Source organism: Sphingomonas sp. HMP9, assembly GCF_013374115.1.
Lineage (GTDB): Bacteria > Pseudomonadota > Alphaproteobacteria > Sphingomonadales > Sphingomonadaceae > Sphingomonas.
In genome coordinates this window covers 144511-158741 of record NZ_AP022673.1, presented here as the reverse complement: position 1 = coordinate 158741, position 14231 = coordinate 144511, and the positions used below count along the sequence as shown (strand labels likewise).

The following is a 14231-nucleotide window of genomic DNA, read 5'->3' as shown; positions in this document are numbered from 1 at the left end:
GACTTTCGTCAGGATGACGATGGGGGCGCGGGGCGCGTGAATTTCGCCGCGAGTTCCACATGCGTGGACCAGCGGAACTGGCCGACCGGCTGGACCCAGTCGATCCGCCAGCCCGCGTCGCACAGCTCCTTCGCATCGCGCGCGAAGGTGGCCGGGTTGCACGAGACGTAGACGATCACCGGTGTCTTGCACGCCGCCAGCGCGGTCGCCTGCTCGCGCGCGCCGGAGCGGGGCGGGTCGATCACGACCGCGTCGAAGCGATCGAGTTCGGCGACGGTCAGCGGGCGGCGATAGAGGTCGCGGTGCTCGGGATAGACCGGGCGCTGCGTGCTGTGCGCGGCGGCCTTTAGCGAGGCGAGCGCGTCGCGTGCGCCTTCGGCGGCGTAGACCTTGGCGGGGATCGCCAGCGTGAAGGTACCGAGCCCGGCGAACAGGTCGGCCACGGTGGTGGCCTTGCCGATCGCTTCGATCACGGCGGCGGTCAGCGCGGCCTCGCCATCGGGCGTGGCCTGCAGGAACGAGGCGGGCGGCAGCGGGACGGGAACGCCGCCGAGCGTGATCGTGACCGCGTCGGGCTCCCAGCGCGTCTCGGGTCCGAGACCGTCATCGAACGCGACGCGCGCGATTTTCTGGTCTTTGCAGAATTTGGTGAGTGCCTCGGCGGCCGCGAGCCCTTCGGGGGCGAAACCGGTGATCAGGATGTCCGCGCCCTGATCGGCGAGCGTCAGGTGGATGTCGGCGCGGCGACGGAAGTTCAGGCGCCGGAGCAGCTGGCGGAGCGGCTGGACGAGCGCGAACAGGCGCGGATCGAGGATCCAGCATTCCTTGATGTCGACGATCGTGTGCGCCTTTTCGGCGGTGAAGCCGAGCGTGATCTTGCCGCCCTTGCCCTCGGCGTGAAGCGTCGCGCGGCGGCGGCTGCGCACGGGCGAGATGTGCGGGGTGCGGATGGGCGCGGCCAGGTCCTGCCCGTCGAGCGCGGAGGCGATGCGGTCGGTGACGAACTCGGCATAGCTCTGGTCGTCGAGATGCTGGAGCTGGCAGCCGCCGCAGGTCGGGAAATGCACGCAGGGCGGCGTCTGGTGGTGGGCCCCGTGCGTGACGGTGCCGTCGGCGGCGAGCGTGTCGCCGGGGGCGGTCAGCGCGGCGTGGCGGCCGTCGGCGGTGATCCCGTCGCCGCGCGCCGCGATGCGAATGATGGTGTCGATCGTCTGTTCAGAAGTCATAAGGCCGCTCTGGCGCACCGCAGCGCGTCCGCCAAGTCGTCGGCGATAAATGCTGCGCCCAATCGGCGGGCGGCGTCACCGTGGAGCCACACGCCTGCGCCGGCGGCATCGAGAGGATCGAGGCCCGCGGCGAGAATCGCGCCGATCGCGCCGGCGAGGACGTCGCCGGTCCCCGCGGTGGAGAGCCAGTCGCTGGCGGCCTGTGCGACGCGGACTCGGCCGTCGGGGGCGGCGATGACGGTGTCCGCGCCCTTGAAGACGACGACCGCGTTCGCGCGGGCGGCGGCGTCGCGGGCGCGGGTGATCTTATCGGCGTCCGACTTGCCGAAGAGCGCGTCGAACTCGCCTGCGTGCGGGGTAAGGATGACGGGGACCTTCAGCGCCTTGATACGGTCGGGGTCGATCAGGCGAAGCGCGTCGCCGTCGATGATCATCGGGTGACCGGCCGCGAGCGCGGCGTCGAGGCGGGTGCGGGCGGCGTCGTCGCGGCCGAGGCCTGGGCCGATGACGAGCGCGCCGATCCGGTCGTTGGCGAGCGCTTGGGTTGAGAACGGCGTGCGGACCAGCGCGTGCGGGGGGCCCTGGCTGTCGCCGAGCAAGGTCACGTAGCCGGCGCCGGCGCGCATCGCGGCGAGCGCGGCGAGGTCGGCGGCGCCTGACATGGTCCCGGCGATGATCGCGACCATGCCTCGCGTGTATTTGTGTGCGTCCGGGCCGGGGGTCGGGAGGATTGGGGCTTTCAGGACTTCGGCGTCGCTGATGGTAGGGACGCCGATGTCTAGGAGGCGGATATTGCCGCAGTAGCGGGCGGCGGGTTGGAGGAGGTGCGCGGGCTTCACCGCACCGAGGGTTAGCGTGAGGTCGAAGACGGGGGGCGTGCTGAGGGCCTTACCGAAGTCGGTGGCGAGGCCGCTGGGGAGGTCTACGGCGATGCTGAGCTGGGCGGCGGTGACGAGGGTGTGAAGCTTCTCAACAACGGACCGTTCCCCCGCGGACGCGGGGGCCCAGCTAAGTTCCAACGGCGCGCCTGACGGCCTATCCTGGGCCCCCGCGTCCGCGGGGAACGGCGAGGGTTGGAAGCTTGGCTCGTGGTCTCGATCACACCGAGGGCCCGCGTCAGCCCGGTGCCGAACAGCGCGTCGACGAGGATCGGGGCGGGCTGCGCGTCGGCCAGCGTTTCGACCGGCCCCGACCACCCTGCCCTCGCCGCCTTGGCCGCATCCGTCTTTGGTTCGGACAGCGCGGCGATGCGCACCGTTGCGCCCATCTCGGCCAGCACGCGCGCGGCGACATAGCCGTCGCCGCCGTTGTTGCCGGGGCCGCACAGGATCAGGACGTCGTTCGATCCGGCCAGGCGGCGGACGGCGTGCGCGATTGCGGTGCCGGCTCGCTCCATCAGCGTGTCCACCGAGACGCCGGTCGCGATTACCGCGTCTTCGGCGGCGCGCATTTCGGCAGCGGTCAGGATGGGTTGGCCTTCGATCCGGATCATGACGGTTTCGCCGCGCCCTTGATCGTGGCCGGGAGGCGGTAGCGGTCGCCGCCGAGCGCCACCTCGATCCCGTCCGCGCCCATGACCGTGACCTTGGCGACCTCCGCCCCGTCGGCGGCGATCACGCCGCGACCGTCCTGCGTGACGAGCAGGCGACGGAACGCGCCGTCGGGATGGCGGATCGTCAGGATCAGGCCATCGCGCCCCTGCGCCTGCTCGATCGTGCAGGTCGCGGCCAGTGCCGCATCGCCGCGCGCGCACGCGATGCGCGCTTCATCTGCGGAGGTGGCTTGCCGTTGCGCCGCGACCGTCGTGTCGGCCGGCTGCTCCCGCCCGCCCGCGGCGAGCGGGAGCGAGAGAAGCACGCCAAGACACTGAAGCGGTTTAGATATCCGCGTAGACATGGGTTTCGGCTGCGGCTCCTGGGTGCGTGACGGCGCCCTTGTAGGCCGGGCCGACGGTCTTCGCATAGCGCCACAGTGCGCCCGAACCGTAATCGTTGGTACGCGGGACCCATGCCGCGCGGCGCGCTGCCATGACGTCCTCGGGAACGTCCAGGTCGATCGTGCCGGCCTCGGCATCGATATGGATGATGTCGCCGTTTTCGACGAGCGCGATCGGGCCGCCATCGGCGGCTTCGGGGCCGACATGGCCGATGCAGAAGCCGCGCGTGCCACCCGAGAAGCGGCCGTCGGTGATCAGCGCAACGCTCTCGCCCATGCCGAGGCCGTAGAGCGCGGCGGTGGTCGACAGCATTTCGCGCATGCCGGGGCCGCCCTTGGGGCCTTCGTAGCGGATGACGATGACTTCGCCTTCGTTGATCTCGCGGTTTTCGACCGCGGCGAAGGTGTCCTCCTCGCAGTCGAACACGCGTGCGGGGCCACTGAACTGGAGGCGGTGCATGCCGGCGACCTTCACGATCGCGCCGTCGGGGGCGAGGCTGCCGCGCAGGCCCACGACGCCGCCAGTAGGCGTCAGCGGGGTGTTGATGTCGTAGATGACCTTCTGGTCGGGGTTCCACGTCACCTGGTCGATGTTCTCGCCCAGCGTCTTGCCCGTCACGGTCATGCAGCTGCCGTCGAGGAAGCCGCCGGCCAGCATCGTCTTCATCAGCATGTAGACGCCGCCGGCCTCGTACATGTCCTTGGCGACGTACTTACCGCCGGGCTTGAGATCGGCGATATACGGCGTCGTCTTGAAGATCTCGGCGACGTCGAACAGGTCGAACTCGATGCCGGCTTCGGACGCCATCGCAGGCAGATGCAGTGCGGCGTTGGTCGAGCCGCCGGTCGCGGCGACGACGCGCGCGGCGTTGATGAACGCCTCGCGCGTGCAGATGTCGCGCGGGCGGATATTGTCGGCGAGGCACTCCATGACCTGCGCACCCGCCGCGACCGCAATCTGTTCGCGCGTGATGTAAGGCGCCGGCACCATGTTGCTGTTCGGGATCGACAATCCGATCGCCTCGGCGACGCAGGCCATCGTGTTGGCGGTGTACTGGCCACCGCAGGCGCCATGGCCGGGGCACGCGACCTTCTCGAGCGCGTGGACCTCGGACAGCGGGCACGCACCCGCCGCGTATTTGCCGACGATCTCGAAGACGTCGACGACGGTGACGTCGCGCTCCTGGTAGCGGCCGGGCAGGATCGAGCCGCCATAGACGAACACGCTCGGGATATTGAGGCGGAGCATCGCCATCATCATGCCGGGCAAGGATTTGTCGCAACCGGCGAACCCGACCAGCGCGTCGTAGCAATGGCCGCGGACCGAGAGCTCGACCGAATCGGCGATGACTTCGCGGCTCACCAGCGAGGCCTTCATGCCCTGGTGGCCCATCGCGATCCCGTCGGTGACGGTGATCGTGTTGAACCGGCGCGGCATCCCGCCGCCCTGGATGACGCCTGCCTGCGCGGCATCGGCCTGCGCGTCTAGCGTGGTGTTGCAGGGCGCGGAGTTATTGCCGGCGGACGCGAGCGCGACGAACGGGCGCGCGATCTGCTCCTCGTCGAGGCCCATCGCGTAGTAATAGCTGCGGTGCGGGGCGCGTTCGGGACCGACGGAGACATGGCGGCTCGGCAGGCGCGATTTATCGAATGTGCGGGTCATGACGAACGCCTATGTCGCGACAGAGGGTATTTGCGCAAGAGAGTTGCGTCGATTTTTGCGCGTGGTGTTGCCTGTCACGCTCGTGCAGGCGCCAATCCATAGACCCCGGCGTTCGCGCATCGGTCACTGGCGCAAGTCAATATTGGCCTCGTCCTTGCGCGGATAGCGGGGCTGGCGACGGCCACCTCGTCCGTCATCCTGACGAAAGTCAGGATCCAGAGCCAAGCAGCACATCGTTCGTTACCCTGGATCCTGACTTTCGTCAGGATGACGGGGTGGGTTTGGGACCCCGTCTTTCGTCAGGATGACGGGAGGGGTTTGGAACCCCGACTTCCGTCAGGATGACCGGTTGGGTACGCGATCCCCACTCTCGTCAGGTCGACGGCACGTGCTTGTGATCCGCCCCCGGCCATCCAATCGCTACGCAGCGGGGCCGCAATTGCGCCCCGCGGGAGACGACAGTCAGAGTCCCGCCAATGCCTTTGCTACGCCGTCCATCGTGAAGGGCTTCTGCAATCGCGGGCGGTCGCGGAACTCCGGGGCGACACCGTCATCGCCGCCGCCGGTGGCAAAGACGAACGGGACGCCCTTTGCCGCCAAGGCCTCGGCGACTGCGGTGCTTTTTTCGCCGCCACGCAGGTTCACGTCGAGGATCGCGCCGTCGACGCCGCCCTCTTCGATCCGCTTCAACGCATCGGCGACGGTGTCGACGGAACCCGCCACCCCCTTGTCCAGCACCTCGAGGAAATCCTCGAGCATCATGGCGATCAACGGTTCGTCCTCGACGATGAGGATCTGTTGGGGAGCGGTCATACCGATCGCATAGTCGGGATTGTTACGACTTGCCAACATCTTGTTCGAGTCAGCGCGTGGCCAGCACGTCTCGTGCCGCTTCGGCGAGTTCCTGGACCGAGAAGGGCTTGGGCAGAAACGCGACATTGTCGAGGTCGATCGACTTGCGCAACTGCTCCTCGGCATAGCCAGACATGAACAGGATCGGCAGGTCGGGAAATTTCTCGCGCGCATGACGGACCATTGTCGGGCCATCCATCTGCGGCATGACGACGTCGCTGATGAGCAGGTCGGGGCGACCGTGTTTCTCCAGTACTTCCAGTGCTATCTCGCCGTTTTCCGCGGTCAGCACGGTATAGCCTTGGCGCACCAGCGCACGCTCGGCGACTGCGCGGACCATGTCCTCGTCCTCGACCAGCAGGATCGTGCCCGTGCCCCACAGGTCGACGGGCTTGGGCGTCGGCTTGACGACCATCGGACGCGTGGCGGCGGGCGCCGAATGGACCGGCAGGTACATCGAGAAGGTCGCGCCCTGCCCCGGCTTGCTGTCGGCGAAGATGTAGCCGCCGGACTGTTTGACGATGCCGTAGACGGTCGAGAGGCCAAGGCCGGTGCCCTTGCCGAATTCCTTGGTGGTGAAGAACGGCTCGAAGATCTTGGGCAGCACGTCGGGTGGGATGCCGGTGCCGGTGTCCTGGACGATCAGCGCGGTATAGTCGGCGACGGGCAGAATGTCGGACGCCATCTCGCGCACCTCCGACGCGGGCACCGCGCGCGTGGTGATCGTCAGCACGCCGCCACCGCGCGCGTTCGCCGAGACGATCGCGTCGCGCGCGTTGACCGCGAGATTGACGACGACCTGTTCGAGCTGGCCCGGATCAGCACGGACCGGGCCGAGATTGCGGCCGTGTGTCATGTCCAGCCGGACGTTCTCGCCCATGAGGCGCTTGAGCAGGTTCGAAACTTCCGAGACGACGTCGGGGAGCTGGAGGATTTGCGGGCGGAGCGTCTGCTGGCGCGAGAAGGCGAGCAGTTGGCGCGTCAGGCTGGCGGCGCGGTTCGAGTTGGTGCGGACCTGCTGGATGTCGTCATAATCGCTGTCGCCGGGCGAATGGCGCATCAGCATCAGGTCGCAATGCCCGATGATCGCGGTCAGGATGTTGTTGAAATCATGCGCGACGCCGCCCGCGAGCTGGCCGACCGCCTGCATCTTGGTGGCCTGAGCGACCTCGCGCTTGAGGCGACTTTCCTCGCTATTGTCCTTGAGGCTGAGCAGGACGGCGGCGTCGCCGAGGCCGCGCGCACCGGCGATGGTGAGCGCGACCGGCTCGTCGGGGTGATCCTTGAGCCGGACCGCCATGTCGGCGGAATGCGTCGCGCCGCTCGCGAATTTCCGGATCGCGTCGGCGACCGCGGCCTTGTCCTCGCGGACGACGAGATCGCCCGGATAGAGCGGCGGCGCGACCGCATTGACGCCGGCGGCGCGCAAGAACGAATCGTTCATCTGGAGGAAGCGGCCGTCGCGGTCGACGAGCGCCATACCGAACGGCATCATGCTGACCAGGCTGCGGACGTGCGCGGAGGCACTGGCGCCAAGCGCGGGGGCATTCTCCTCCTCGTCGAGCAGCGCGACCAGGACGGGCGCGTCATCGCCGTCGAGGAACGGAATCTGGAGGACGCGGAGCGGCGTGCCCTCAAGGCCCTCGCGTTCGAAGCGGACGAGGCCCCGGCTGTCGGTGATGAGGAAGCGGGCGAAATCGCGGCCTTCGATCGAGTCGTATTCATCGCCGCACGCACGCGCTCTGAGCACGCGGTTGGCAGTGCGGACGCGGCCGTCGGGCGAGAGCAAGGCCGCCATGATGCCGCTGCCGCCGAGCCGGTCGCCGGTCGGGCCGGCGAGCAGCGCGGCGAGCGTCTCGGCAAGGTCGTGTTCCTGCGCAGTGACGAAGCGCCAGACGAGCATGTCGGCATCGTCGCCAGCGCGCGCGATCTGCGCGGACAGGCAGATGCCCCGCGCATTGAGGCGTTCGACCTGCGCGGTACCGTCGCGCCAGGCGGATCGGCCGGCGTCGGCAAGGGCTGCGGCGCCGGTATCGTCCAGCGGGAGTCCGGGGGGCGTCGGAAAGCCTTCGAACAGCGCTTCATACGCGTCGTTGGCGCAAACCAGGCGTCCGGCGCGGTCGGTAATCGCGAGCGCGTCGGTGCCTGCTTCGGCGACGGTGCGGGTGAGGTCCCAGTCGACCGGGCGTGCCGCAGTCTGGGCGACGGGGTTCAGCAGGCGCCACGCGATCAGCGCGCCGATGACGATGACGGCCGCGGCGAAGAAACCGGCGGCCGCGATCCAGCTGCCGACCAGCAGGAGGACGATCGCCGCGGCGGCGGTGCCCGAGACGGCGGCGACGAGCGCCGCGTTGCGGGCGGGTGTGGGTAAAGCGAACGATGCCATTGCGCGGGGTCATCCGCTGTTGCGGGGTAAGGCGTCAAGCGGGATGGTCGTTTTCGGACGACGACCGCGCGGACTGCGGGGGCGCCCTACCCTCTTCCCGTCGTTCTGACGAAAGTCAGGACGGAGTGGTTGGGGTTGGGCGTTCCCCCGGATAGTGCGGTGGGTATCATACGCCCCCGCCCCCATCAGGAGGCGGGGACGGGCGGTACGCTGGTTACCAGATCCGGACGCACTGCTCCGGCGTCAGATACAGCTTCTGCCCGGCGGTTGGCTTGTACGCCGCGTACCAGGGGTCGAGGTTGCGCACGACCCAGCTGCGCTGCTGCGATGGCGAGTGCGGATCGGTCAGCAAGCGGTTGCGAAGGTTGGCTTCGCGGTAGTTGCGGCGCCAGACCTGCGCCCAGCCGAGATAGAAGCGCTGGTCGCCGGTGAAGCCGTCGAGCACCGGCGCCGCCTTGCCGCCGAGCGCGGTGTGGTAGGCGTCGTACGCGACCGTGAGCCCGGCGAGATCGGCGATGTTCTCGCCCATCGTCAGCTGGCCCTTCACGTGCATGCCCGGCAGCGGTTCGTACGCGTCATATTGTGCGCCGAGCTTGCCGGTGAGCGCCTGGAAGCCGGCGATGTCCTTGGGCGTCCACCAGTCGGTGAGCTGACCCTTGGCGTCGTATTTCGAGCCCTGGTCGTCGAAATGATGGCTCAGCTCATGGCCGATCACCGCGCCGATGCCGCCGTAATTGACCGCATCGTCGGCCTTCGGATCGAAGAAGGGTGGCTGCAGGATGGCTGCGGGAAAGACGATCTCGACCATGCCGAAATTGGCATAAGCGTTCACCGTCATCGGCGTCATGCCCCATTCCCAGCGCTGCAGCGGCTTGCCGAGCTTCGAAATATTGTCCTGGTGCTGCCATTCGTTGGCGCGCCATTCGTTGCCGAACGCATCGCCGGAAGTGATCGTCAGCGCGGAGAAATCCTTCCACTGGCTGGGATAGCCGATCTTGGGCGTGAACGCGGCGAGCTTGGCGTGCGCCTTCACCTTCGTCTCGGGCGCCATCCATTCGAGCTTGTCGATCCGGCGGCCCATCGCGGCGAGGACGTTCTTGACCAAAGTATCCGCCGCGGCCTTGGTTTCGGGCGGGAAATACTGCGCGACGTAGAGCTTGCTGACCTCGTCATCGAGCGCGCCGCTCGTGAACTGCACGCCACGCTTCCAGCGGGCCTCCTGCTCGGGCGTGCCGCCGAGGACGGTGCCGTAGAACGCGAACTGCTCGGCATCGAACGCCTTGGGCAGGACGTCCGCATAGCCGTCGAGCGAGCGGAGCATCAGCTGGTCCTTGAGCACGCCGAGCGGCGCGGTCGCAACGAGCTTGGCGATGCCGGTGATCGCCGAGGGCTGTGCGACGATAACGGTCGGGACCGGCGTGCCGATCGCCTTGAAATAGGCGGCGAAATCGAAGCCGGGCGCGCGCTTGGCGAGATCGGTGACGGTCATCTTGTTGTAGGTCTTGGTGGCATCGCGGCTGTCGACGCGAGTCCAGCTGACCTTGGCGATCTCGGTCTCGAACGCCAGCAGCGCGGTGGCGCGCGCCTCGGCATTGGGTTCGCCCGCGAGCGTCAGCATCTTGGCGATGTGCGCGCGGTAGGCATTGCGCGCCTCGACCAGCTTGGCGTCGGTGCTGAGATAATAATCGCGGTCGGGCAGGCCTACGCCCGACTGGCCGAGCGAGAGCGCATATTGCTCAGGCAGCTTGTCGTCCTGGCCGACGCCGCCGCCAAACGGGCCGCCGATCCCGGCGCGGTCGGCTTCGGCGAGCAGCGCCGGATAGCCGGCGCGGTCCTTCAGCGCGGCGATCTTGCCGAGCCAGGGACGGATCGGGGCGAGCCCCTTGGCCTCGATCGTGCCGGTATCGAGGAAGGTCGCGTAGGCGCGGCCGATCTTCGAGGTCTTGTCCTTTGCGGCGGTGTCTAGGATGCCGCGGGTGCGCGTCTCGGACAGGTCGGACAGCAGGTTGAACGAGCCGTAGTTCGACTTGTCGGCGGGGATCGGGTTGGCCTTCGACCAGTTGCCGTTGGCGAAGGTGTAGAAGTCGTCGCCGGGCTGGACGGTCTTGTCCATGCCCTTCTCGTCGAAGCCGAACGTACCGTACTGCGCGCCGGTCGAGGCTGGAGCGGCGGCGGGCGGCGCGGACTCGGTGGTTTGCGAGATGGCGGCGGTGACGCCGGTGATGGCGGTGGCGGCGAGCAGGCCGGCGACGAGGAAGGACTTCATGGGGTTCTCCAAACTGCGTCATCCTGACGAAAGTCAGGATCCAGAGCCACGGACGTCGGTGCGTGTGGCTCTGGATCCTGGGTCGAGCCCAGGATGACGGGGCTCTGTGAGGCGTTCGGCGGTGTCGTCGTTACCAGATGCGGACGCGGTTGGCGGGGGCGAGGTAGCTGGCCTCACCGGGCTTGGCGCCGAACGCGGCGTACCAGGGGTCGAGGTTGCGGACGGTCAGGACGCGCTGATGGCCCGGCGAATGCGGATCCGACAGCAATGTCTGCTGGAGCGCGGCGTCACGGAACTTGGTGCGCCACACGCCCGCCCAGCCGTAATAGAAGCGCTGGTCGCCCGTCGTGCCGTCGATGACCGGCGCCGGCTTGCCGCCCAGCGACTTGTGATACGCGTCGTACGCCACTGTCAGCCCTGCCAGATCGGCGATGTTCTCGCCGAGCGTCAGCCCGCCCTGAATGTGCTGGCCGGGCAGCGGCTCATACGCGTCATACTGCTTCACGAGCGCATCGGTGAACACCTTGAAGCGCGCGACGTCCTGTGCCGTCCACCAGTCGGTCAGCTTGCCGTTGAGATCGTATTTGCGGCCCTGATCGTCAAAGTGATGGCTGATCTCGTGGCCGATCACCGCGCCGATGCCGCCATAGTTGACCGCGGGGTCCGCCTTCGGATCGAAGAAGGGCGGCTGGAGGATCGCGGCGGGGAAGACGACCTCGTTCATCGTCGGGTTGGCATAGGCGTTGATCGTCATCGGCGTCATGAACCATTCGGCCCGATCGATCGGCTGGCCCAGCTTCTTGAGATCGCGGTCATATTCGAACGCGTTGGCGCGCGCGACGTTACCGACGAGATCGCCGCGCTGGATCTGCAGCGCCGAATAATCGCGCCACTTGTCCGGATAGCCGATCTTGGGGGTGAACGCGGCCAGCTTGGCAAGCGCCTTGGTCTTGGTCTCGGGCGCCATCCATTCGAGGTTCTTGAGACGCTCGCCCATTGCCGCGATGACGTTCTTCACCAGATCGTCGGCTGCCGCCTTCGAGGCGGGCGGGAAATATTTGGCCACATATTGCTCGCCGATCGCCTCGCCCATCGCGCCCGATACGGTCGAGACGCCGCGCTTCCAGCGGACCTGCTGCTCGGGCGTGCCCGACAGCGTGGTGCCGTAGAAGCCGAAGTTGGTCTTGTCGAAATCGCTCGACAGGTACGGCGCATACGACCGCAGTACCTTGAGCATCGCATAGTCCTGGAGGACGCCGACCGGCGTGTCGGCGAACACCTTGGCCTCGCCGGTCACCGCGCTGGGCTGTGCGACGAGGTAGAACGGACGGCCGGTGACGCCCATTGCAGTCATATACTGCGCCCAGGGGAAGCCGGGGGCCTTCGCGGCGAAATCGGCGGCGGTCCACTTGTTGTAGGTCTTGTCGGCATCGCGGCTCTCGATCCGCGTCCAGTGCGCAGTCGCGAGGCCCTTCTCCATCGCGAAGACCGCGGCGGCACGCGCGGCGGCATTGGGCTCGCCCGCGAGCGTCAGCATCCGCGTGAGATACGCCTGGTACGCCGTGCGGATGGTGGCGAGCTTGGCATCATCCTTCAGATAATAATCGCGGTCGGGCAGCCCGAGTCCGCTCTGGCCGAGGCCGACGACATAGGTGGTCGGGTCCTTGTCGTCCTGCTGCACGCCGACGCCGACCAGTCCGCCGACGCCCATGCGCTGGAGCTTGGCGATCTCGGTCACGAGCGCGGTCTTGTCCTTGGTCGCCTTCAGCGCGGCAAGCATCGGCTTGACCGGGGTCACGCCCTTCGCGTTGACCGCGGCCTCGTCCATGAAGCTGGTGTAGAAATCGCCGACCTTGTCGCCGGGCGTCTTGGCCGACACGTCGAGGATCGTGCGCGTGCGTTCGAGCGACAGGTCCTGGAGGACGTGGAACATGCCGTAGGACGAGCGATCGGCGGGGATCGGCGTCGTCTTCACCCAGCCGCCGTTCGCGTAATCGAAAAAGTCGGTGCCCGGCGTCACGCTGGTATCGCGGCCGGCCATGTCGAAACCGAAATCACCGATCTGCGGCTTGTTCGCGTCTTTCGACGCGACCGAGCCCTTCGCGGCCTTGGCGAGCGTCGGCGAAGGCGTCGGCGACGGGCTGGTTTGCGCGATCGCCGATGCGGCGGACGCGAGCAGGATCACGGTAACAATCGACTTACGCATCAAGAACCTCGGAGAAAAAACCGTCTGGATATCGCGTGTTTTACGCGGATAAGACGGTCCGTCAATTCCAACCGGTGTCAAATGTTACGAAACATTACCAGGGCGATTATCGTGCCGGTTCCGCCATTTGCGCGCGATCCACAACCGCCAGCCCAGCGCGCTGAGCGCATAGCCACCGACCGAGCAGACGATCGTGATGACTAGCAGGCCGAGCGCCGTGGCGGGCCCCGCCTGCATCAGCCACGGGATCCATTCGGTCCGTGCGGCGGCCTCGGCGACAGGCTGACCGGGGACATGCTCGTCGAGCCGTAGCATCGAAGAGCCGATCCAATACGCCGCGATCCATAGCGGCGGCGTGGTCAGCGGGTTGGTGATGAAGGTGGTCAGCACCGCGGTCGGCACGTTGGCGCGAAACGGCAACGCGAAGACCGCGGCGACCGGCGTCTGCGCGACCGGGATGAGGATGCCGGCGACCATCCCGAGCGCGACGCCACGCGGCACCGATCGACGGGTGAACCGCCAGAGCTCGGGCGCAAGCACGCGGTGCGCGACGGGACGGAGAAGACGGTTCTTCTCCATCGATTCGCGCGTGGGCAGATTGCTATGCGACCACGCCGCAAGACGCGAGAATATGCTGCCCGGTGCCTTGGACACAGGCTATCCGCGATCCCGCATGATCCGGCCCTGCTCGCGCTTCCAGTCCTGTTCCTTTACCGAATCGCGCTTGTCGTGGTTCTGCTTGCCCTTGGCGAGCGCCAGTTCGATCTTCGCGCGGCCCTTCGAATTGAAGTAGATCATCAAGGGCACGAGCGTCATGCCCTGACGCGCGACCGCGCCGAACATCTTGTTGATCTCGCGCTCGTGCAGCAGCAGCTTACGGGGCCGCTTGGGCTCGTGGTTGAACCGGTTGCCATGGCTGAATTCGGGAATATTCGAATTCACCAGGACGACGTTCTTGCCCTTCACCTCGGCATAAGCCTCGGCGATCGACCCCTCGCCGCCGCGCAGTGCCTTCACCTCTGTGCCGGTGAGCGCGATGCCCGCCTCGAACACCTGCTCGATATAATAATCATACCGTGCGCGCCGGTTCTCGGCGACGATCTTGGTCTTCTCGAAGGTGGGGGGTTTGGGACGTGCCATGGGACGCGCGATGTAGGAGGTCGCGGGGCTTAGGGGAAGCGGTGGCGGGGGTTGGATCGGCCTATTCGTTATCGATTTCGCGAAAGGGCCGCTCGCGCGATAGCCAATACTCCACGTTTCCAAGCGTCGCGAGCAGCGCCGCTGGCTCAATCAGTGCGTCATGATGTGGCAGCCGATCAAGCGAATGGATTGCGAAAAGTCCGTCGAGTTCGAGAGTATCGGCTTCTGCCTTAAGGTAGAAGCCGTCGAAATAGACGACGAGATCGCCTATTTCGAAATCTTGCATGACGTCGGCCAACCAATCCGCTTGCGGTTGAACGACACCGATCGCCGTATCGTAACCTCCGCGTTTTCGGTCTGCGGTGACAATCTCCACATAGCTCAAGTCGATCTCGACGACCCTAGCGTAGGTAAATGCCTTCCTGCAATATGTGCAGGAGATCAGATAACCGCAGCCACACCAAGGGCAATCCAACTGGCCCGGAATTGATGCAAGCGCGCGTTCGCACTGGCAAAAGGACAATGTTTCGTTGTTCGCCTTTTCGAGATACTTCACC

12 protein-coding genes are annotated in these 14231 nt (G+C 66.9%); all 12 read right to left on the bottom strand.

The window, feature by feature from the left end:
* Nucleotides 1-8: 8 nt before the first annotated feature.
* Nucleotides 9-1226, bottom strand: a complete 1218-nt coding sequence (locus HMP09_RS00720) for a class I SAM-dependent RNA methyltransferase (protein ID WP_176498759.1) — start codon at nt 1224-1226, stop codon at nt 9-11.
* Nucleotides 1223-2065, bottom strand: a complete 843-nt coding sequence (locus HMP09_RS18295; RefSeq protein ID WP_232090492.1) for an NAD(P)H-hydrate dehydratase — start codon at nt 2063-2065, stop codon at nt 1223-1225. The genes HMP09_RS00720 and HMP09_RS18295 overlap by 4 nt, the downstream gene beginning before the upstream one ends.
* Nucleotides 2066-2148: 83 nt before the next feature.
* Nucleotides 2149-2718: an NAD(P)H-hydrate epimerase gene (locus HMP09_RS18290; RefSeq protein WP_332103256.1), complete on the bottom strand. Its 570-nt coding sequence runs from the start codon at nt 2716-2718 to the stop codon at nt 2149-2151.
* The gene (locus tag HMP09_RS00710; RefSeq protein ID WP_232090490.1) at nt 2715-3083 is read right to left on the bottom strand and encodes a hypothetical protein; all 369 of its coding nucleotides are present in this window, start codon (nt 3081-3083) and stop codon (nt 2715-2717) included. Before HMP09_RS00710 ends, HMP09_RS18290 begins: the two co-directional genes overlap by 4 nt.
* A gap of 19 nt (nt 3084-3102) precedes the next feature.
* Nucleotides 3103-4824, bottom strand: a complete 1722-nt coding sequence (gene ilvD, locus HMP09_RS00705; RefSeq protein WP_176498758.1) for a dihydroxy-acid dehydratase — start codon at nt 4822-4824, stop codon at nt 3103-3105.
* Between the two features lie 462 nt (nt 4825-5286).
* On the bottom strand, nt 5287-5637 hold the full coding sequence (locus HMP09_RS00700; RefSeq protein WP_176498757.1) for a response regulator: 351 nt from the start codon (nt 5635-5637) through the stop codon (nt 5287-5289).
* 49 nt (nt 5638-5686) lie between these two features.
* Nucleotides 5687-8062: a hybrid sensor histidine kinase/response regulator gene (locus HMP09_RS00695; protein WP_176498756.1), complete on the bottom strand. Its 2376-nt coding sequence runs from the start codon at nt 8060-8062 to the stop codon at nt 5687-5689.
* A gap of 214 nt (nt 8063-8276) precedes the next feature.
* The gene (locus HMP09_RS00690) at nt 8277-10328 is read right to left on the bottom strand and encodes a M13 family metallopeptidase (RefSeq protein WP_176498755.1); all 2052 of its coding nucleotides are present in this window, start codon (nt 10326-10328) and stop codon (nt 8277-8279) included.
* Between the two features lie 130 nt (nt 10329-10458).
* Nucleotides 10459-12534, bottom strand: a complete 2076-nt coding sequence (locus HMP09_RS00685; protein ID WP_176498754.1) for a M13 family metallopeptidase — start codon at nt 12532-12534, stop codon at nt 10459-10461.
* Between the two features lie 84 nt (nt 12535-12618).
* On the bottom strand, nt 12619-13188 hold the full coding sequence (locus HMP09_RS00680; protein WP_232090488.1) for a DUF2062 domain-containing protein: 570 nt from the start codon (nt 13186-13188) through the stop codon (nt 12619-12621).
* A 3-nt stretch (nt 13189-13191) separates the two neighbouring features.
* A complete protein-coding gene (gene smpB / locus HMP09_RS00675) occupies nt 13192-13674 on the bottom strand; it encodes an SsrA-binding protein SmpB (RefSeq protein ID WP_055879372.1) in 483 nt (160 codons plus the stop codon).
* Nucleotides 13675-13735: 61 nt separating this feature from the next.
* Nucleotides 13736-14230: a hypothetical protein gene (locus tag HMP09_RS00670; RefSeq protein ID WP_176498753.1), complete on the bottom strand. Its 495-nt coding sequence runs from the start codon at nt 14228-14230 to the stop codon at nt 13736-13738.
* Nucleotide 14231 lies beyond the last annotated feature (1 nt).